Annotated in this window: 18 protein-coding genes and 1 pseudogene; 11 read left to right on the plus strand and 8 right to left on the minus strand. The window is 70.1% G+C overall.

Going from position 1 to position 18,667, the window contains the following annotated elements; genetic code table 11:
* Positions 1–12: 12 nt before the first annotated feature.
* Positions 13–1,425: an aminotransferase-like domain-containing protein gene (locus CCK91_RS11785; RefSeq protein ID WP_086474162.1), complete on the minus strand. Its 1,413-nt coding sequence runs from the start codon at positions 1,423–1,425 to the stop codon at positions 13–15.
* On the opposite strand from CCK91_RS11785, the gene CCK91_RS11790 reads away from it, so the two are divergent.
* Together CCK91_RS11790 and CCK91_RS11795 are read left to right on the plus strand one after the other, a co-directional pair.
* Positions 1,424–2,338 (plus strand): DMT family transporter, encoded by a 915-nt coding sequence (locus CCK91_RS11790; RefSeq protein WP_086474163.1) that lies wholly within the window; start codon positions 1,424–1,426, stop codon positions 2,336–2,338. The genes CCK91_RS11785 and CCK91_RS11790 overlap by 2 nt on opposite strands.
* A gap of 7 nt (positions 2,339–2,345) precedes the next feature.
* Positions 2,346–2,963, plus strand: a complete 618-nt coding sequence (locus CCK91_RS11795; RefSeq protein WP_086474164.1) for an FMN-binding negative transcriptional regulator — start codon at positions 2,346–2,348, stop codon at positions 2,961–2,963.
* Here CCK91_RS11795 and CCK91_RS11800 read toward each other — a convergent pair.
* Positions 2,881–3,891 (minus strand): DMT family transporter, encoded by a 1,011-nt coding sequence (locus CCK91_RS11800; protein WP_086474165.1) that lies wholly within the window; start codon positions 3,889–3,891, stop codon positions 2,881–2,883. The genes CCK91_RS11795 and CCK91_RS11800 overlap by 83 nt on opposite strands.
* Positions 3,892–3,923: 32 nt before the next feature.
* On the opposite strand from CCK91_RS11800, the gene CCK91_RS11805 reads away from it, so the two are divergent.
* Both CCK91_RS11805 and CCK91_RS11810 read left to right on the plus strand, forming a co-directional pair.
* Positions 3,924–4,511, plus strand: a complete 588-nt coding sequence (locus tag CCK91_RS11805; protein WP_086474166.1) for a TetR/AcrR family transcriptional regulator — start codon at positions 3,924–3,926, stop codon at positions 4,509–4,511.
* Positions 4,512–4,564: 53 nt separating this feature from the next.
* The gene (locus CCK91_RS11810; RefSeq protein ID WP_086474167.1) at positions 4,565–5,356 is read left to right on the plus strand and encodes an SDR family oxidoreductase; all 792 of its coding nucleotides are present in this window, start codon (positions 4,565–4,567) and stop codon (positions 5,354–5,356) included.
* On the opposite strand, the gene mmuM is transcribed toward CCK91_RS11810, so the two are convergent.
* Positions 5,353–6,252: a homocysteine S-methyltransferase gene (gene mmuM / locus CCK91_RS11815; protein ID WP_242664524.1), complete on the minus strand. Its 900-nt coding sequence runs from the start codon at positions 6,250–6,252 to the stop codon at positions 5,353–5,355. The genes CCK91_RS11810 and mmuM overlap by 4 nt on opposite strands.
* Before the next feature lie 237 nt (positions 6,253–6,489).
* Here mmuM and CCK91_RS11820 point away from each other — a divergent pair, with 237 nt between their 5' ends.
* Positions 6,490–8,076 (plus strand): MFS transporter, encoded by a 1,587-nt coding sequence (locus tag CCK91_RS11820; protein ID WP_242664525.1) that lies wholly within the window; start codon positions 6,490–6,492, stop codon positions 8,074–8,076.
* Here the strand turns inward: CCK91_RS11820 and CCK91_RS11825 are convergent.
* The 5 genes and pseudogenes from CCK91_RS11825 to CCK91_RS11845 all read right to left on the minus strand — a co-directional run bounded on the left by CCK91_RS11825 (position 8,057) and on the right by CCK91_RS11845 (position 11,196).
* Complete coding sequence (locus CCK91_RS11825) at positions 8,057–8,542, minus strand: Sec-independent protein translocase TatB (protein ID WP_207568221.1); 486 nt, start codon at positions 8,540–8,542, stop codon at positions 8,057–8,059. The genes CCK91_RS11820 and CCK91_RS11825 overlap by 20 nt on opposite strands.
* 15 nt (positions 8,543–8,557) lie before the next feature.
* Positions 8,558–8,749, minus strand: coding sequence for a twin-arginine translocase TatA/TatE family subunit (locus tag CCK91_RS11830; protein WP_079706953.1), 192 nt, complete (start codon positions 8,747–8,749; stop codon positions 8,558–8,560).
* 56 nt (positions 8,750–8,805) lie between these two features.
* Positions 8,806–9,786, minus strand: a complete 981-nt coding sequence (locus CCK91_RS11835) for an intradiol ring-cleavage dioxygenase (RefSeq protein ID WP_086474330.1) — start codon at positions 9,784–9,786, stop codon at positions 8,806–8,808.
* 129 nt (positions 9,787–9,915) lie between these two features.
* Positions 9,916–10,878 (minus strand): annotated as a pseudogene (locus tag CCK91_RS11840) (squalene cyclase); the annotation flags it as partial.
* A gap of 42 nt (positions 10,879–10,920) precedes the next feature.
* Positions 10,921–11,196, minus strand: a complete 276-nt coding sequence (locus CCK91_RS11845; protein ID WP_064294714.1) for a hypothetical protein — start codon at positions 11,194–11,196, stop codon at positions 10,921–10,923.
* A 139-nt stretch (positions 11,197–11,335) separates the two neighbouring features.
* Here CCK91_RS11845 and CCK91_RS11850 point away from each other — a divergent pair, with 139 nt between their 5' ends.
* The 6 genes from CCK91_RS11850 (at position 11,336) to CCK91_RS11875 (ending at position 18,622) form a co-directional block, all read left to right on the plus strand.
* A complete protein-coding gene (locus CCK91_RS11850; RefSeq protein WP_086474169.1) occupies positions 11,336–12,826 on the plus strand; it encodes a glycoside hydrolase family 32 protein in 1,491 nt (496 codons plus the stop codon).
* Between the two features lie 81 nt (positions 12,827–12,907).
* Positions 12,908–14,269, plus strand: coding sequence for an ABC transporter substrate-binding protein (locus CCK91_RS11855; RefSeq protein WP_369821894.1), 1,362 nt, complete (start codon positions 12,908–12,910; stop codon positions 14,267–14,269).
* A 70-nt stretch (positions 14,270–14,339) separates the two neighbouring features.
* Positions 14,340–15,221, plus strand: coding sequence for a carbohydrate ABC transporter permease (locus CCK91_RS11860; RefSeq protein ID WP_056013507.1), 882 nt, complete (start codon positions 14,340–14,342; stop codon positions 15,219–15,221).
* Positions 15,218–16,132, plus strand: coding sequence for a carbohydrate ABC transporter permease (locus CCK91_RS11865; RefSeq protein ID WP_086474170.1), 915 nt, complete (start codon positions 15,218–15,220; stop codon positions 16,130–16,132). Before CCK91_RS11860 ends, CCK91_RS11865 begins: the two co-directional genes overlap by 4 nt.
* A complete protein-coding gene (locus CCK91_RS11870) occupies positions 16,129–17,169 on the plus strand; it encodes a LacI family DNA-binding transcriptional regulator (protein ID WP_086474171.1) in 1,041 nt (346 codons plus the stop codon). The genes CCK91_RS11865 and CCK91_RS11870 overlap by 4 nt, the downstream gene beginning before the upstream one ends.
* 10 nt (positions 17,170–17,179) lie before the next feature.
* Entirely contained in the window at positions 17,180–18,622 is a 1,443-nt protein-coding gene (locus CCK91_RS11875) for a glycoside hydrolase family 32 protein (protein WP_086474172.1), read from the plus strand.
* Positions 18,623–18,667: the final 45 nt, after the last annotated feature.

Raw genomic sequence — 18,667 nt, forward strand, 5'->3', positions numbered from 1 at the left:
GCCTGGACACCTTCAGGCACGTTCGTCCGCCAGGACACCGCCGAGGATGCGGGCCGCCTCACCGAAGCGACCCGCGTCCTCGCCGGAGTAGTTGATTCTGAGGTAGGGCCCCGCCGGCTCCGCCGGGAACCACTCGGTGCCGTCGGAGACGATGAGCCCACGGCTCTCGCAGGTGCGGACCACGCGCGGCACATCGGTGCCTTCCGGGAGCCGCAGCCACAGGTTCAGCCCACCGAGCGGCAGCCGCTCGAGGTGCGCCGTCGGGGCGTGCTCACGCAGACTCGCGACGAGCAGGTCCCGCCGAGCACGGAGGAGCGGTCGCAGACCACGGAGGTGCGACCGCCACCCGGGTTGGGTGACGACGTCGAGGGCTGCGGCCTGCAGGACCCCGCTGATGTACATCGACTCGGCGGCCAGGTCGGCCAGGATCCGGTCGTGGGCGGGCCCCCGCGCGATGACGGCGGCGACCCGGAGCGCCGGCGAGACGCTCTTGGTCAGCGACCGCAGGTAGATGACGTGTCCGTCGTCGTCGAGTGCGGCGAGCGGCCGGGCATCGACGTCGATCGCGAGGTCGTGCGCCCAGTCGTCCTCGACGAGGAACGCGCCGTGCCGCCGGACGGCCTCGAGGATCGCGATCCCCGTCTCCGGCGACCAGCGGCCGCCGGTCGGATTCGCGAAGGTCGGCTGCGCGTAGAACGCCCGCGCACCGGTGTCCTGGAACGCGCGTTCCACGACGTCCGGGTCCGGTCCGTCGGGACCGGTCGGCACGGGGACCAGCGTCACGCCCGCCTGCTCGGCCGCGAGGATCGCACCCCAGTAGCTCGGCGACTCGATGAGCATCGGCTGCCCCGGGCCGACGAGCGCTCGGAAGATCGAGCTGAGCCCGCTCTGACTGCCGGAGATCACGATGACGTCCCGCGCGGTCGGCGGCGTGACCCCGGGCGGTGCGGCTGCCGCGAGGTCGGCTGCGAACCACGCCTGGAGCTCCGGCGAGCCGGCCGCCGGCGATCGGGTCATCGCCACGTCGGTGCGGGCGGCACGCGCGAGTGCGGCGCGGACCAGCCGTTCAGGCAGGAGTTCTCGGGCGGGGTATCCGGAGTGCATCGCGATCGCAGCGGGTGCGACCGACCGTTGCGCCGAGGAGAGTGCGCCAGAGCGCCACGGCAGCGCCCCGAGCGCAGCGGTCTGCCAGCCGTAGTCCACCGATCGCGCCGGACGAGCCGCCCGCACGAAGGTGCCGACGCCCGGCCGACTCTCGATGAGCCCTCGGCCGGCGAGCTGGCGCATCGCATTCTGGACGGTGACGGGGCTCGCTGCGAACTCGGCGGTCAACGCCCGGTTGGAGGGCACGCGTGCACCCGGAGGTGCCGCGGCGATCCAGGCGGCCATGGCGGCGACGATCCGTCCGGTGCTATCGTTGTCCATGAGTCTAAAGAGTAGCGTTATCGTGACGCCGGCGCGAGTGTTATCCCGCAGCGGGCTCGGCTGGGGCTTCCTCGGCGTCCTGGCGTTCTCCTTCACGGTCCCCGTCACGAAGGTCGCGCTCGTCGGGCTCTCGCCACTCTTCATCGGTTCCGGGCGCGCGGTCGTCGCAGCCCTGCTCGCCGCGATCACCCTCGCCACCCTGCGAGCGCGGCGACCGACCGGCGTGCAGTGGGCTCGCCTCGCGATCGTCGCCGGCGGCGTCGTCGTCGGATTCCCACTCCTGACCTCCTTCGCGCTGACCACCGCTCCCGCCGGTCACAGCGCCGTGGTGATCGGCCTCCTCCCGGCGGCGACGGCGGTCGCCGCCGTCCTCCGGGGCGGCGAGCGCCCGACGCGCCGCTTCTGGATCTTCGCCGGCTCGGGCGCGGTCGCGGCGATGGTCTTCGCCTCGGTGCAGCACGGCGGCCTCGCACCGATGGCCTGGTCGGACCTGCTCCTGCTCGGTGCCGTCGTCGCGGCCGCGATCGGCTACGCGGAGGGCGGACTGCTCGCCCGGGAGCTGGGCTCCTGGCAGACGATCTCCTGGGCGCTCGTCGTGGCAGCACCGCTCATGGTCGCCCTCACGGCACTGTCGGTCGTCCAGCAGCCGCCGACCGCAGCCATCGGCAGCTGGCTGGCGTTCGGCTACCTCGGCGTCGTGAGCATGTTCCTCGGCTTCTTCGCCTGGTATCGCGGACTCGCCATCGGCCCGATCGCCCGGGTCAGCCAGATCCAACTCGTCCAGCCCGTGCTGAGCATCGTCTGGGCGACCCTCATCCTCCGCGAGCGACTCGACTGGGCCACCGTGCTCGGCGGGCTCGCGGTCATCCTGTGCGCCGGCCTCGCCGTCCGCACCCGTCTCGACCGGAAGTGACCCCACCATGCGCCACACCCCCACGTACCTGATGACCGACGTCGACGAGGTCAAGCGCCTCATCCGCAACCACCCGTGGGCGACGTTCGTCTCGCCTGCGAGCACCGGACTCGTCGCCTCCCATTACCCGGCGATCCTCGAGGAGGACCGGGACGAGCTGTCGATCGTCAGCCACTTCGGCCGGCCGGACGAGCGCTCGCACGAGCTCGGCGAGCACGAGGTCCTCGTCATCATCCAGGGACCGCACGACTACGTCTCGCCGAGCTGGTATCCGGAGGGCCAGCTGATCCCGACGTGGAACCACGTCACAGCGCACCTGTACGGCACACCGGAGGTCCTCAGCGAGGACGAGAACTACGAGATGCTCTCGCGACTCACCGACCACTTCGAGGATCACCGCCCGGACGGCCGCCACCTGTCCCAGGACGAGGCCGGCACCCGGCGGGCCGCGAAGGGGACGGTCGGCCTCCGGATGCGCGTGACCCGCTTCGACGCCCGCGCGAAGCTCAGTCAGAACAAGACGCCCGAGGTGGTCGACGACATCACCGCGCACCTTGCGGAGCGGAATCCGGCACTGGCCGAAGAGATGCGCCGTCAGCAGGATCGGCAGCCGGAGGGGCACTGACCCGACGGGCGTCGACGCGACCGCGGGCGTCGCTCACGAGCACGAGGGCGACGCCCGCCGCACTGAGCAGGAACCCGCCGGCCGTCAGGAGCGTGAACGGCTCCCGGAACAGGAGCGCACCCGCGACGGCGGTCGTCGGCGCGACGAGGAACAGGAGCGCGTTGAGGACCGTGACCCCGATGCGATGCAGCAGCCACCAGTAGAGCCCGTAGGCCGAGAGCGTGGGGACGAGCGCGAGGAAGAGCGTCGTCAACCAGAAGGTCGCGTCGCCCGGCGGCACCGCCTCACCGGTCGCGAGGGCGAGCACGGCGAGGAGCACCATGGTCGCCGTCGCGTGGACGGTCAGCGTGAGGAGGACCGGGGCTCGGTGCGGCGAGCGCCGTTCCAGGATCGTCGCGGTGATGAGGCTGGCCATGGCCAGTGCGGGCAGGGCGTAGGCGATCGGCGGTGCGTCCGAGGCGCCGAACTGGGACTGCACGATGAGGAACACCCCGACCGCGCCGATCCCGAGTCCCAGCCACTGGGCCCCCGGAACCCGCACGTGCAGCAGCGGTCCGGCGAGCGCCGCGATGACGAGCGGCTGGACGGCGTCGATGAGCGCGGTCGTCCCGGTCGAGATGCCCACCGCGACCGAGGCGTAGACGAACACGACGTAGCCGAACTGCGCGAACAGGCCGATGACGAGCTGCGAGCGCACCTGTGCCCGGGTGGCGTTCCGCCACTGCCCGCTCAACAGCAGCACGATCGCGAGCCCCACGGCGAGCGGCACGAACCGCCAGAGGAGCACGGTGAGCACCGGCACCTCCTCGGTTCCGATCTTCGCGACGATGAACCCGGAGCTCCACGCGAGGACGAACCCGATCGCCGCGAGGGGGACGATGACCGCGCGGATCGCACGAACCGCAGGTATACCGATCTGTTTACTCATCCCCGCAGTATACAGACTGGTATAGTTTTCGCATGACGGTCGACACTCCAGAGCTCGCACCCCTCACGCCGGGCGCCCGACGCGTGCTCGACGCCGCCTCCGTGCTCTTCTATGAGAACGGCATCCACGCGGTCGGCGTCGACACCATCGCGGAGGCGGCCGGGGTCACGAAGAAGACGCTCTACGACCGCTTCGGCAGCAAGGAGGCCCTCGTCCTCTCCTACCTGCAGCATCGCGACGCCCGCTGGCGCGTCTGGGTCGACGAGTTCCTCGCCCGGCACCCGGAGCCCGGGATCGACCGGGTCCTCGCGATCTTCGACGCGGCGATCGGCTGGTCGGACGACAACAGCCCCAAGGGCTGCAGTGCCGTCAACGCGCGCGCGGAGATCCCCGACCACGCGACGAGCGGCCTCGTCCTCCCCGAGGTCACCCGACAGAAGCAGTGGCTGCTCGACCGCTTCGCCGAGCTCATCACCGAGGCCGGCCTGTCGGACCCCGGAGCACGCGCCCGCGAACTCATGCTGCTGTACGAGGGCGCCATCGTGACGGTCGGGATGCGCACCTTCCGCGAACCGTTCGAGACCGCCCGCGCGATCGCCGGTCGCCTCCTGGCCGTCTGACCGGAACCGGGGCGACCTGTCGGCGACCACCCGACATCGCGTAGGGTCTCGGGATGGACTTCACCGATGACGCCACCGCCGCCGACCGCATCGCTATCATCACCGGGGTCGGACGCCGCCGCTCGATCGGCGCAGGGCTCGCCACCGGTCTCGCCGCGGACGGCTGGAACCTCGTCCTCAACGCGTGGCGGCCCTACGACGAGCGCCTCGGCTACGAGCGGACCCCCGACGACCCCGAGGCGATCGCGGACGAGTGCCGCGCGCTCGGCGTGACCGTCGAGGTCGTGTTCGGTGACCTCGCCGACCCCGCGTTCCCGGCCGAACTCGTCGATCGGGCGGCGCAGCTGGGTCCCGTGTCGGGGCTCGTCATGTCGCACTGCGAGTCGGTGGACAGCTCGATCCTCACGACGGACCTCGACAGCTGGGACCGCCACTTCGCCGTGAACGCGCGGGCGACGTGGCTGCTCATCAAGGCCTTCGCCGAACAGCTCCCCGTGCAGGAGGCGCCGCCCCGGGTGGCCGGTCGCATCGTCGCCCTCACGAGCGATCACACCGTGAACAACCTCCCCTACGGCGCGAGCAAGGGTGCGCTCGACCGCATCGTGACCGCCGCCGCGGTGGAGCTGGGCGACCGCGGGGTGCGGGCGAACGTCATCAACCCGGGTCCGATCGACACGGGTTGGATGACCGACGACATCCGCCGCTGGGGAGCCGAGGCGACGCCCGCCGGCCGGCTCGGTACGCCGTCCGACACCGCCGACCTCGTCCGCTTCCTGTTCTCGCCGGCCGGGTCCTGGATCAACGGCCAGGTGCTCTCGAGCAACGGCGGGTTCAACGTCGGCTAGGGGCGTCCCTCCCGGCCGATCCGCGCACGGATGTCGGCGATGTCGTCCGGCATGATCCGGCAGCAGCCGCCGACGATCGTCGCCCCGGCCTCCAGCCAGGCCTCCACCTCACCGACCCCGGCGGCTCCGCGCCAACAGCGGGCGTCGGCATCCCAGCGCTCGCCCGAGTTCGGATAGACCACCACGGCCTTGTCCGTCACGGACCGCGCAGCGGCGATGGCCGGGAGGACCTCGTCCGGGTGCGAACAGTTGACGCCGACGGCCTGGAACTCGTCGATCCCCTCGACGAGACAGAAGCCCTCCGCCATCGGTTCACCCGAGCGCAGACGACCGCCCTCCACCGTGAACGACAACCATGCCGGCACGCCCGAACCCCGCACCAGATCGGCGAGCGCCGTCGCCTCGTCGAGCGTCGGGATGGTCTCCAGGGCGAGGAGGTCGGGGCCCGCGTCAGCCAGCACCGCCAGACGCCGCTCGTGCCACTGCCGCAGCTCGGTCCGACTGAGACCGGAGGCCCCCTGGTACTCCGAGCCGCCACCGAGCGTCGCGCCGTACGGACCGACCGAGGCGGCGACGAGGAGCGGGCCGTCGGGGTCCGATTCCGACCGCGTGTCGCGCGCCGCACGCGCCAGCTCGACGCTCGACCGCAGAAGCCGTTCGGTCTCGAGATCCGAGATGCCGATCCGCTCGAACGCCTCGAAGCCGACCTGGTACGACGCCGTGATCACGATCTGCGCTCCAGCGGCGAAGAACTCCCGATGAGCGTCCAGAATCGCCTGCGGCTTCTCGAGGAGCAGACGAGCACTCCACAGCGCGTCGGAGAGGTCGTGCCCGCGTGCCTCGAGCAGCGTTCCGAGACCACCGTCGAGGGTCCAGACACCGCGACGAACATCCATGCCGTCCATTGTGCCCGTACGACCGCGGGGAGGGGCGCCACTGGACACCTGGTATTGTCTATACCCGTCCAGAGCCGAGAGGACGCGTTCTCCCCGAGAACGACCCGCCACCCGACGTGAAGCTCCCCCGAGCTCCGTGCCAGTGCAGCATGGCGATCCTCCGGCATTTCTCGGGCACTGAGCGACTACGCGAGTGCCGAATGATTCAACACGACTGTCAGGAAACGAGTACTACTTGTGAACTCCAGCGACAACGCGGCATCATCGTCCCCCGCATCCCCCTCCCCCAAAACCGGCCGGAAGCCGGCCCGCAAGACCAGGCGCCTCCGCGTCGACGACGTCCTCGTCGTGAAGACGTCCAAGGTCCGCACTGCCATCTCAGGCACCGTCGTCGGCAACTTCATGGAGTGGTTCGACTTCGGCATCTACGGCTACCTCGCGGTCACGATGACCGTCGTCTTCACCGAGGGACTCCCTCCTGAGGCGGGCATCCTCGTCACCCTGTTCGGTTTCGCCGTGTCGTTCCTCGTGCGTCCGCTCGGCGGGCTCGTGCTCGGACCACTCGGCGACAAGATCGGCCGGAAGAAGATCCTCTTCCTCACGATGTCGATGATGGCCGCGGCGACCGCGCTCATCGGCGTGCTGCCGACCGCCGCCCAGATCGGGCTGTGGGCCATCGCCCCGCTGTACCTCCTCAAGATGATCCAGGGCTTCTCGACCGGTGGTGAGTACGCCGGCGCGTCCACCTACGTCGCCGAGTTCTCACCCGACCGTCGCCGCGGGTTCTGGGCCTCCTGGCTCGACGTCGGGTCCTACGTCGGCTTCGCGGCCGGCGCCGGGACCGTCGCCCTCACCACGCTGATCGCGGAGGGCCTCGCGGGCCCCGACGCGATGACCGAGTTCGGTTGGCGCATCCCGTTCCTCATCGCCCTGCCGCTCGGTGCGGTGGCGGTGTGGTTCCGCCTCAAGATCCCCGAGACCCCGGCCTACGAGGTCGCCGAGACCGCCGGCGGGATCGAGTCCGAGCACGAAGACCCGATGGCCCGCCAGGGTGTCTTCGGGATCTTCCGTCACTTCTGGCGCCAGATCCTCATCGCGATGGCGATCGTCGCCGCGACGAACACGGCCGGCTACGCGCTCACGAGCTACATGCCGACCTACCTCGAGAAGGACGTCGGCGTCTCCAACCTGACGGCCGCGGTCGCGACCATCCCGGTCCTGCTGATCATGTCCGCCTGCCTGCCGCTCGTCGGCCGTATGTCCGACAAGCTCGGCCGCAAGCCCGTCTACCTCATGGCCGTCGGCGCGACCCTCGCCCTCATGGTGCCGGCGTTCGCGGTCATGCAGATCGGTGAGATCTGGGCGATCTTCATCGCCCTCTTCATGGTGGCCGCCCCGGTCGCGCTCTGGGCGGGACCGTCCGCGGCCTCGCTGCCGGCGTTCTTCCCGACGGCGTCCCGCTTCGGTGCCATGGCGATCGCCTACAACCTGTCGGTATCGCTCTTCGGTGGCACGACGCCGCTGTTCAGCGAGTTCCTCATCCAGCTCACCGGCAACACCTTCATGCCCGCGTTCTACATCATGTTCTTCGCGGCGGTGGCGGGCGTCGGCGTGCTCACGATGCGGGAGACGGCTCGTCGTCCGCTCATCGGCTCGGTGCCGACGGTCGAGACGAAGGCCGAGGCGGTGGAACTCGTCAAGGGGCAGGACGACAACCCGCTCATCGACACCCACACGATGCCGCTCGACATCCTGCCGCCCGCGTCGACCACCGGTGCCGCGGCGGACGGCCAGGACGGACGCGTCACGACGCCCGCCGGCTAGCGGACTCGTCGACACGTTCGTCGAGTCCGACGCGTTCAGTGATCACGATCGGGGCGGGTGCGCGGTGCGCATCCGCCCCGTCGCGTCCCACCCGCTCGAGGAGCGCGGCCTGCCAGCCGCCGCTCGCGACCGGCTTCGCCGGGGCAGACGGCACGGACGGCTCCACCTGCACCTCCGACGTCGTCGACTGCTCGAGCTGCGGGACCGACCCACGATCCTCGACGAGCGCCTCCTGGATGATCCGTCGGGGATCGAACTGTCGAGGGTCGAGGCGTTTCCACTCGGTCGGGTCGAACTCGGGGCCGAGCTCCTCGGCGGCTCGCGCCTTGGTCGTGGCGACGAGGTCGCGCACGGTACGGACGAGCACCCCGAGTCGCTCGGCGTACACCGGCAACTGTGTCGGGCCGATGAGCACGGCCGCGAGGATGCCGATGACGATCAGCTTGTCCATGGTGAGTCCGAACACGATGCGCTCCGGTGATCAGGCGGCCGGGGTGTCTGCGCGGGTGTCGGCGCGCGTGTCGGCGTCGCCCGACACCTCGTCCTTCAGGATGCGTGCCGACTGCCCGACGCTGCGGGCGAGGCTCGGGAGCTTCGCGGCGCCGAAGAACAGCAGGATGACGGCGAGCACGATGAGGGCGTGCCAGCCCGTGAGGTTCTGGAGGAATCCCATGACGGGTCCTTTCGGGTCGATGCGGGTCGGGACAGGAGGGCGTGGAGGCGCCGCGATCAGCGTCCGCTCGGCGGCGTTCCTCCGCCGCCAGCCCCGCCACCGCCGGACGGCGCGGCACCGGCGGTCGGCGTCGTCGTGGTGTCCACCCGGACGGTGAGCGCCACCTGGTACCCGGAGGTCGCGTCGCCCGTCACCGTCGCGAGCTGCAGGGCACCGCCGTCGTCGCCGAAGACGTTGTCGTCGTCGAGACTCACCTGGGCGAGGTTCGCGCTCGATCCGTCGTAGCCGGACAGCGCGTAGACGGTGTCGCACGCCGCCTGCGGGAGGGCGACCTGGGAGGTCGCGATCGCGTTCGCGGAGTCGGAGATGTCGTTCACCGTGGGGTACACCTCGAAGTGGATGTGCGGCCACCGGCCCGAGTAGCAGGCCGGGAAGATCGAGGTGTACGAGACGGTCCCTGAGCTGTCGGCGACCTGGACACCGCGCAGGTAGGTCTCGTCCTCGATCCCGTCGGAGTACATCGAGTAGCCGCCCGACGCGTCGCAGTGCCAGACGTACACGGCGACATCGGCGAACGGCGCGTCACCGTTCGCCATGTCGAGGATGGTCAGCGAGAGGGCCATGGGGACCCCGCTCGCGGTGGTGCCGGACCCGATGCTCGACCGGATGTCGCTGCGGACGATGCCGGACTCCTCGAGCACGTCGGCTCCGTTCGAGCCGTCGCCCGGGTAGGGACCTGCGGTCTCGTCGGGGATCTCGCCCGATGGGAGGTCGCCGGTCGCGGTCGCGGTGCTCGTGCCGGAACTCGCGGCGCCGGTGCTCGTGCTGCTGCTACCGGACGCCCCGGTGGAGCAGGCGGCGAGCGCGACGGCCCCGACCCCGGCACCCACGAGGCTCAGCACCGTGCGTCGGCTGACGAGGGTTCCGAGGTCGAACGCGACGCCCTGGTCGACGACCTCCTCGTCGGCCCGGTCGAGCAAGCGGCCCTCGTAGGCCGGGCCGTCCGGGGTGGTCTCGGGTGTCGGGATCCTGCTCATGGTGCGCCTCGCCTTCGTCTGCGATCGGTGGTCTCGATCGGTCGTAAGACGAGCATCGGTGTGCCGGCTATGGGCTTCCTCTGAGCTGTCCATACGTCGTCGATGGGTCTGCTGGGCGGTTGCCGAGCCCGCATCGTCCCACCAGGCGAGGACCCGGGAACCGATGAGCGTGAGCCACTTCGACGGTTCGCCCTCCGGCACGTCGGTCTCGAACCAGACGCGTCCGGGCAGCGGCCGCCCCTGGAGCCAGGTCCCGTCCGACCGGCGAGCCGCGCGGACGAGCTCGACGGCGTCGGCGAGGCGCGGATCCGGCGGCGCGCCATCGGCGACGGAGGCGTCCCGGAAGTGGTCGAGGGCGGCGAGGGCGCTGTAGCGGTAGCGGTTCGGGAAGACCAGGTGGTCGACGAACGAGCCGACCCGCTCCCCGGTCGTCGCCCGGTTGAGCAGTCGTCGCGTCAGGAGGTACTCCTCGCCACCCTGCCGGGCCTCACGAACGCTCGAGTCACCCGTGTACGCCTCGTACGCCAGGAGACCGCGCACCGCGTTGAGGGTCGAGTGGAAGGAGGACCGCACCGAGTCGCCCTCCTCCGCCTCGCAGTTCCAGCCGCCGTCGGCGAGGCGATGCGTGGTGAACCAGGCGGCGAGCGGCGAGACATCGACGCCGAGCCAGGCGCCGGTGGCGAGCGTGAACGAGTTGATGCAGACGTCGACCTCACCGCCCCAGTACGGCAGATCGTCGTACTCCCACCGACTGTTGACCGCCAGGCGCTCGGCCGTGTCGGTCAGGACGGCGGCATCCACGCCCCACTCACGGAGGTCCTTGAGCGCCCAGGTGGTCCCGACCCAGGGTTGCCCGGGCTCCTCCTGCTCCGCACTGCCGAAGAAGCCCGCCGGGAAGTACGCACCGCCCGCCCACTGCCCGTCGGGGTCCTGATGTGCGAGCAGCTCGGCCCCGAACCCGGTCGTCGCGACGGTGCTCCGCGTCGCCTCCCAGACCTCGGGTGGCGCACCCGCCAGGTCTCGTTCGACCTGCCACCGGAGGGCCGGATCGGCGTCGAGCAACCAGTCGAGCAGCTTCGGATCGATCGCCATGCGGGAACGCTACTCCCCGACGGCGCGCACCGACAGAGCGGATCAGCGCGGGGTGGCCTTGAGTCCGTTGGGCGGTCCATCGCGGTCGGAGGCGGTGCGCGGGACGTCGTACCGCACGAGCGCATCGGCACGCTCGAGGCTCGGCTGCACGCTCATCAACACCCGCTTGAGCGGATCGATGTCCCAGGCGATGACGAAGTACGCGTCGGCACCGCCCCGATCCCGGCGCCGTTCGATGACCGCCTTCGGGATCACCGGGTCGTTCCGCATCACGAGCCACGTGTCGTGGTCGAGGCGGATCGGACGCGGACGGGTCATGTGTCGAACATACGTTCGAATGTCGCACGAGGCAAGTCGAGGATCGAGCTGCTTAACTTTGCTTAACCGCTTGACCACCTTCTCAGCACCCCGCTACGGTAACTGCGTAACCGATTAACCACTCACTGCAGAGGACGTCATGAACCAACGAGGGTTCCACCAGCCGAACGGCGCATGGGTCGGAGACGTCATCCCCTGGCAGGAGGACGGTGTCTTCCACCTCCTCTACCTGCACGAGTCGCGTCGCGTGCCCAAGATCGGTATGCCGTGGCATCGCGTGACCACCCGGAACCTCGTCGACTTCGACGAGCTCGGCGAGGCACTGGCGTCGGGCGGACCGTCCGCGCCGGACTTCAACGTCTACACGGGGAGCATCGTCCGGGGTCCCGACGGGGTCCACCACGTCTTCTACACGGGACAGCACCCGGAGCGCCGCGGTGCCGACGGTCTGGCGCTGCAACTCGTCATGCATGCCGTCAGCACCGACGGCATGCGCACCTGGGAGCGCCGGGAGGCCGACACCTTCGGCGCCACCGCAGGGTATGAGACCGCCGACTGGCGGGATCCCTTCGTCTTCTGGGACGAGGACGCGGCCGTCTGGCGGATGCTCATCACCGCCCGACACGCACACGGCCCGGAACGGCGTCGTGGCGTCATCGCCCAATGCATCTCCACGGACCTCTCGAGCTGGGAACCGGTCGAGCCGTTCTGGGACCCGCGCCGCTACATCGCCCACGAGTGCCCCGAGGTCTTCCAATGGGGCGACTGGTGGTACCTCGTGTACTCCGAGTTCAGTGAGTCGTTCACGACGCGCTACCGGATGTCGCGCACCCTGCACGGCCCCTGGCTCGTCCCCGAGCACGACACACTCGACGGGCGCGCCTACTACGCGGCGAAGTCCGCCGCCCGCGACGGACGTCGGTTCTTCTTCGGCTGGATCGCCTCGCGTGAGGGAGCCCACGACGCGGGCGCCTGGCAGTGGGCCGGCACCATGTCGGTCCTCGAAGCGGAGCAGCGTGCCGACGGCAGCCTCGCCTTCCACCCGCCCGCCGAACTGCGTGACACGTTCGCACCCGCCGACGAGCCGACTGACACCGTCGTCGCCTCGGGCACGGTGCTGAGCGCTCCGGACGGATACGCCGACGCTCTCTCGGCCGTGGACGCGCCGACGTCCTTCCGGCTGGTCGCCCGATTCGACATCGCCCCCGGCACGACCGAGTGCGGCGTCCTCCTCCGGGCGAGCGACGACGGCGACGAGGGGTACGTCCTGCGCCTGGAGCCGAAGCGCGACCGCCTCGTCTTCGACCGCTGGCCGCGCTCCAGCACCGGCACGGAGCAGTGGCAGATCTCCGGCGACGTCCCGTTCGTCGTCGAGCTCGAACGCCCCTGCCACCTCGCCCCCGGCTTGCACGAGCTCGAGGTGATCGTCGACGGCGACCTGTGCGTCGCGACCGTCGACGACGCGGTCGTCCTCAGCACGCGCCTCTACGACCGACCGACCGGTCGCGTCGGCGTCTTCGTCGGTGAAGGGACCGTCACCGTCGAGGCGTGCACGCTCCTGGAATGCGACGGCGGCGACTCCGACGACGACCCCACCTCACACCGACTCCTCACCAGCACCACGTCCTGATCCCGGCACCACGCTCCGCCCTGCTGCACCACTACCCGCACACCCGCACCCACCTGTGATCGATCAACGGAGATTCCGACCATGCCAACCACCGCACGCCCCCGCACCATGCGCCCCACCCGTGGCACCGCCTTCGTGGCGCTCGTCGCCGCTGCAGCACTCGCCCTCTCCGGCTGTGCCGGCGGATCGAGCGCCACGGACCCGACCGACGTCGACCCGAAGGGCGACATCGTCCCCCGCGAGATCTCGTGGCTGCTCTCCCGCCCGGCCGACGGCGGGGTGATCACCGCCATGGAGCAGATCGCCGACGAGTATGCGAAGGACCACCCCGGCTTCTCGCTGAACCTCATCACGACGCCCGACCGTCCGTCCTACATCCAGAAGTACGAGACGCTCGCGGCCGCGAACAAGCTCCCCGAGCTCTTCGACACCGACGCGACCCCGTTCGCGCAGAAGCTCGCGAAGCAGGGCCGGATGGTCGACGTCGACCTGCTCCTCGAAGACCTCGGTCTCGCCGACTCCTACCGCGAGGCGGCGCTCAACTACCAGCGGTTCGACGACGGCTCGCTGTACATGGTGCCGTTCGAGTTCCAGCTGGAGTTCTTCTGGTACAACCGCTCCCTGCTCGAGGACGCCGGTGTCACCGTCCCGGCCACGCTCGACGACTTCCCCGCCATGTGCAAGGCGCTCCGCGCCAAGGGCGTCACCCCGATCGCACTCGACGGTCAGGACCAGTGGCCGCTCGAGCGCTATATGGCCTACTACCCGTTCCGGATGGCGGGTCCCGAGTACATCCAGGACCTCAAGGCCGGGAAGGCCTCCTTCTCAGACCCGGCAGGAAAGGCCGCGGCCGAGTGGCTGTACGACCTCGGGCAGGCCGGCTGCTTCCAGGAGGGCTTCTCCTCGACCGGCTACGCGGACGCGCAGGCGCTCTTCACCTCGGGGAAGGCGGCGGTCTACAACATCGGCACGTGGGAGCTCTCGAACCTCGCGACGGATGCGCTCGACCCCGGTGTCCGTGACGCGGTCGGCACCTTCACGCTGCCGACCATCGACGGTGCCGTCACCGCCGACAACGAGTACGTCACCCCGTCCGGCATCGGCATGGCGGTGAACGCGAAGACGTACGACCCGCTCGTGCGCGACTTCCTCGCGTTCGCCCTCGAGCGCTACCCGGAGCTCTACGCGGCGACTGGCGCGCTGTCGCCGACGACCTCCGCGCAGACCACCGTCCCCGCGAACGCGACCGAGCTGTACGCGAGCTCTGTGGCGCAGGCGGACGGCGTCGGACCGGCGATCGCGATGCCCTGGGACACCCAGCTCGACCCGGCCACGAACACCCGACTCCAGCAGGAGCTGACCCTGCTCGTGCAGGGCGACATCACGCCGGACGAGTTCATCACGACGATGGATGCGGCCCTCACGGAGAACGTCGATGACTGAGCTCACCCAGACCGCGGTGGGCGCGGCACCGGCCCGCCCACCGCGGCGGCGGAAGCCGATGTCCACGTCGATGCTGCCCCGCCGGTCGACGCTGTCGGTGCTCGTGTTCCTCGTGCCGCCCCTCGTGCTCTACGGTGTCGCCGTCCTCCTGCCGATCGTGCAGTCGCTGTTCCTCAGCCTGTTCTCGTGGGACGGCATCACGGACATGGCGTTCGTCGGACTCGACAACTACGTCAAGATGCTCACGCGGGACGACGTCTTCTGGACCTCCTTCGGCAACGCCCTCGGCTACCTCGCGATCTGCCTGGTGCTCCAGCTCGGCGGCGCACTCCTCGTCGCCGGGCTGCTCACCGCCCTCCCCCGGGCCCGCGAGCTCGTCAAGACGCTGTACCTCCTGCCGGCCGTCATCTCGACGGTCGCGATCGCCATCCTGTTCCAGCGGCTGTACGCGCTCGAACCGGTCGGGCTGATCAACCAGCTGCTCGCGTGGGTCGGACTCGGCGACCTCCAGACGGCCTGGCTGTCGAACGTGCAGACCGTCCTCGCAGCCGTGTCGATCCCGGAGGGCTGGCGGTTCACCGGCCTGTACATGCTCATCATCTACGCCGCCCTCATGGCCGTGCCCCGCGACCTCGAGGAGGCCGCCCGGCTGGACGGCGCCTCCTGGTGGCAGATCTTCTGGCGGATCCGCTTCCCGTACATCCGGCCGGTGTGGATCACGACGACGGTCATGGCGACGACCTTCGCCCTCCGCGGCTTCGACATCCCGTACCTGCTGACGAACGGCGGGCCCGGCCAGTCGTCGGAGCTGCTGACCACGTACATGTACAAGACGGCGTTCGTCCACACGGACTACGGCTACGCCAGCGCGATCTCCATGTTCATCGTCGTCGAGTGCCTCGTCGCCGTCGGCCTCATCTTCCTGCTGCTCCGACGGAAGGACAAGTCATGACCGCCACCCTCCCCGCCCGGCCGACCGAAGACGTCGCGCCCCCGGCGGCGCCGGCACCGAAGCGGAAGCCCCGGCACACGCCACGCGTGCGGGTGCAGCGGACGATCCTCACCGTGACCGTCGTCGCGATCGTGGTCGTCCAGGTCTACCCACTCGTCTGGTTGCTGCTCACGAGCTTCCGGACGGCGGCGGACTTCGCGGGCGGCAACCCCTTCGCGCTGCCGTCCGAGTGGACGCTCGACAACTACGCGCGGGCGTTCTCGACCGGCAACCTCGGGCTGAACATCGTCAACAGTCTGATCGTCACCCTCGGGTCGAGTGCCCTGATCGTCATCGCCGGCATGATGGCGGCGTACGCGCTCCAGGTCCTCGGGTTCCGGTTCAGCGGACTCGTCCGCGGCCTGTTCCTCCTCGGCATCATCGTGCCCGTGCAGATCGCGCTCGTCCCCCTGTTCATCGACTACTCGCAGGTCGGCCTGCTCGACACCCACCTGTCGATGATCATCCCGCTGGCGGCGTTCGCCCTGCCGATGGCGGTGTACCTGTTCTCGTCGTTCTACGAGTACATCCCGAGGGAGATGTACGAGGCCGCGTCGCTCGACGGGGCGGGCCCGTACCGGATCTTCGGCCAGATCACGTTCCCACTCTCGGTCAACACGATCATCACGGTCGTGCTCGTCAACAGCATCTTCATCTGGAACGACTTCATCTTCGCGAACACCTTCGTGCTCTCCGATGGATTGAAGACCATCCCGCTCGGCCTGCAGAACTACATCGGGGCGATGGGGAACACTGATTGGACGGCGACGTTCGCCGCCGTCTGCGTCACGGTCACACCGCTGCTGCTGGTGTTCCTCGTGTTGAACAAAGCGATGATCAGCGGCCTCGAGAGCGGAGCGACCAAGGGATGAGCAGCACCGACCAGTCGAAGCCCGGCGCGGACCACCCGAAGAACACCTCGGGCATCACGATGCGCGACGTCGCGAAGGCCGCCGGCGTCTCCGTGGCGACCGTCTCGCACGTCGTCAACGACAAGCCGGGGTCGCGGATCGGCGAAGACGCCAAGCGCCGGGTGCACGAGGCGGTGGCGGAGCTCGGCTACCGGCCGAACGCCCTCGCGAAGACCCTGTCCCAGGGGCACTCCCGGTTCATCGGCCTCGTCGCCGACGCGATCGCGACGACCCCGTTCGCCGGCCAGATCATCCACGGCGCCCAGGACGAGGCGTGGCGCCACGGCTACGTCCTGCTCGTCGCCAACACCGACGGCAACACGGCCGCCGAGGAGGAGGCGATCGCGATGATGCTCGAGCACCAGGTCCGCGGGATCCTCTACTCGACCTGGTTCCACCACGAGATCACCGTGCCGGAGGCACTCCTCCAGACCGACACGGTGCTCGTGGACTGCTACGCCGCGGGCAGCGGGCTCCCGGCCGTCGTCCCCGACGAGGAGCAGGGCGGGCGGACCGCGACCGAGGCGCTGCTCGCGGCCGGTCACCGACGGATCGCGTTCGTCAACACGACGACCCCCTCACCGGCACAGACCGGCCGGCTCGCCGGATACCGCTCGGCGTTGCAGACGGCGGGGGTGGCGTTCGACGACGCCCTCGTGTTCCCGGCCTCACCGGAGCAGGAGGGCGGGTACGCGGCGACCGCGGCGGTCGTCGACTCGGGCGCCAGCGCGGTGTTCTGCCACAACGACCGCGTGGCGATGGGACTCTACGACGGCCTGCGGGAACGCGGACTGCGGATCCCCGACGACATGGCCGTCATGGGCTTCGACAACCAGGACGTCATCGCCGCCCACCTCCGGCCGCCGCTGTCGACGGTGGCCCTCCCCCACTACGAGCTCGGAGCGGCCGGTGTCCGTCGGCTGCTCGGTCTCGACGCCGCGCTGCCCGCCGGGCCGCAGCTCATCGCCTGCCCGGCCGTCCCGCGGCACTCCGTCTGAGGGCGCGACCGTGCACGACGAGCAGCACGCCCTGCCGAGGCCCGGCTTCCACCTGACGCCGCAGCGGAACTGGATGAACGACCCGAACGGCTTGGTCTTCCACCGCGGGCGGTGGCACGCGTTCTTCCAGTACAACCCGGAGGGTGGCGACTGGGGCAACATGAGCTGGGGCCACGCCTCGAGCGTCGACCTGCAGCACTGGGACGAGCATCCGGTCGCCCTGCGGTACACCGCCGAGGAGCAGGTGTACTCGGGATCCGTGGTCGCCGCGGGTCCCGACGGACGCCTCACGGCGTATTACACGAGCGTGTCCCCCGACGGTCGGCAGGCGCAGGCCCGGGCGACCAGTGACGACGACGGGCTCACCTGGCAACGCGACCCGGACAACCCGATCCTCGATCGCGGCTCGCACGCGTTCCGCGACCCGAAGATCATCCGGTACGAGGACGCAGCGGGCTTCCGCTGGATCATGCTCACGGTGGAAGCCGTGGAGCGTCAGGTCCTCGTGTACTCCTCCACCGACCTGCGCTCCTGGGAGCACGTCAGCACCGTCGGGCCGATCGGTCCCGCCGGTGTCGTGTGGGAGTGCCCCGACCTCATCCCGCTCGCGGTCGACGGCCGCCCGGACGAGCTCCGGTGGGTCCTGCTCCTCAGCACCAACCCGGTCGGCGACGCGCAGGACCCGGACGGGTCGTCGATGAGCTATCTCGTGGGCGACTTCGACGGCACGGTGTTCACGCCTCAGCGGGCAGAGTTGCAGCGACTCGACCACGGTCGGGACTTCTACGCGGCGGTCGGGTTCGACCGCGCTCCGGACGGTGAAGCGGTGATCCTCGGCTGGATGGGCAACTGGCGCTACGCGGCCGACCTCCCCGCCTCACCGTGGCGGGGCGCGATGTCGCTCCCCAGACGCCTCGCCCTGACCACGGTCGACGGCGCGCCGCGACTCGTGCAGGAGCCGCCGGCCTTCGTCAGGGATCGACTGGCCACGATCGAACCGACGACCGTCGCCCTCTCCTCGGACGCCGTCGACCTGCCGCTCGAGGGCGACGGCGTGGTCGAGTTGCGCTGGGATCCGTCGGTCACGGGCGAGCTGCGGCTCCGACTGACGGCCGACACCGACGGAGCGGTCCTCATCGTCCACGACCCGAGGTCGTCGTCACTCGCCGTCACCCGGTCGGGCGGCGCCATGGACACGGTGCACCCCGACTTCGCCTCCACGAGCATCGTCCCGCTCACCGGCGACCGTCCGGCCCGGCTCCTCCTCAGCCTCGACGGCCCGTTGCTCGAGCTGTTCGTCGACGGCGGTCTCGCGACCGTCTCCGACCTCGTCCTCCTCGGAAGCGGACGACCGACGCTGACGCTCGCGAGCGAACGCGCCAGTCCCGTCTCGGTCGCCGTCGCCGTCCTCGACCGGGCACCCGCCACCGACCAGGTGCACGCGCTCGCCTGAGCAGTCCTCCACCGCACGATCCAGCACCATCCCCGCCACGGGTGC

It is taken from the genome of Plantibacter elymi (nom. nud.), assembly GCF_900177795.1.
GTDB classification, from domain to species: domain Bacteria; phylum Actinomycetota; class Actinomycetes; order Actinomycetales; family Microbacteriaceae; genus Plantibacter; species Plantibacter elymi.

Excerpts from the sequence above, each read along its gene's own strand:
- CCK91_RS11805 (WP_086474166.1), top strand. The coding sequence starts at position 3,924 with ATGACGGTCGACACTCCAGAGCTCGCACCCCTCACGCCGGGCGCCCGA.
- CCK91_RS11810 (WP_086474167.1), top strand. The coding sequence starts at position 4,565 with ATGGACTTCACCGATGACGCCACCGCCGCCGACCGCATCGCTATCATC.
- CCK91_RS11865 (WP_086474170.1), top strand. The coding sequence starts at position 15,218 with ATGACCGCCACCCTCCCCGCCCGGCCGACCGAAGACGTCGCGCCCCCG.
- CCK91_RS11800 (WP_086474165.1), bottom strand. The coding sequence starts at position 3,891 with ATGAGTAAACAGATCGGTATACCTGCGGTTCGTGCGATCCGCGCGGTC.
- CCK91_RS11860 (WP_056013507.1), top strand. The coding sequence starts at position 14,340 with ATGCTGCCCCGCCGGTCGACGCTGTCGGTGCTCGTGTTCCTCGTGCCG.
- CCK91_RS11870 (WP_086474171.1), top strand. The coding sequence starts at position 16,129 with ATGAGCAGCACCGACCAGTCGAAGCCCGGCGCGGACCACCCGAAGAAC.
- CCK91_RS11830 (WP_079706953.1), bottom strand. The coding sequence starts at position 8,749 with ATGGGATTCCTCCAGAACCTCACGGGCTGGCACGCCCTCATCGTGCTC.
- mmuM (WP_242664524.1), bottom strand. The coding sequence starts at position 6,252 with ATGGATGTTCGTCGCGGTGTCTGGACCCTCGACGGTGGTCTCGGAACG.
- CCK91_RS11795 (WP_086474164.1), top strand. The coding sequence starts at position 2,346 with ATGCGCCACACCCCCACGTACCTGATGACCGACGTCGACGAGGTCAAG.
- CCK91_RS11835 (WP_086474330.1), bottom strand. The coding sequence starts at position 9,786 with ATGAGCAGGATCCCGACACCCGAGACCACCCCGGACGGCCCGGCCTAC.
- CCK91_RS11855 (WP_369821894.1), top strand. The coding sequence starts at position 12,908 with ATGCCAACCACCGCACGCCCCCGCACCATGCGCCCCACCCGTGGCACC.
- CCK91_RS11850 (WP_086474169.1), top strand. The coding sequence starts at position 11,336 with ATGAACCAACGAGGGTTCCACCAGCCGAACGGCGCATGGGTCGGAGAC.
- CCK91_RS11845 (WP_064294714.1), bottom strand. The coding sequence starts at position 11,196 with ATGACCCGTCCGCGTCCGATCCGCCTCGACCACGACACGTGGCTCGTG.
- CCK91_RS11790 (WP_086474163.1), top strand. The coding sequence starts at position 1,424 with ATGAGTCTAAAGAGTAGCGTTATCGTGACGCCGGCGCGAGTGTTATCC.
- CCK91_RS11785 (WP_086474162.1), bottom strand. The coding sequence starts at position 1,425 with ATGGACAACGATAGCACCGGACGGATCGTCGCCGCCATGGCCGCCTGG.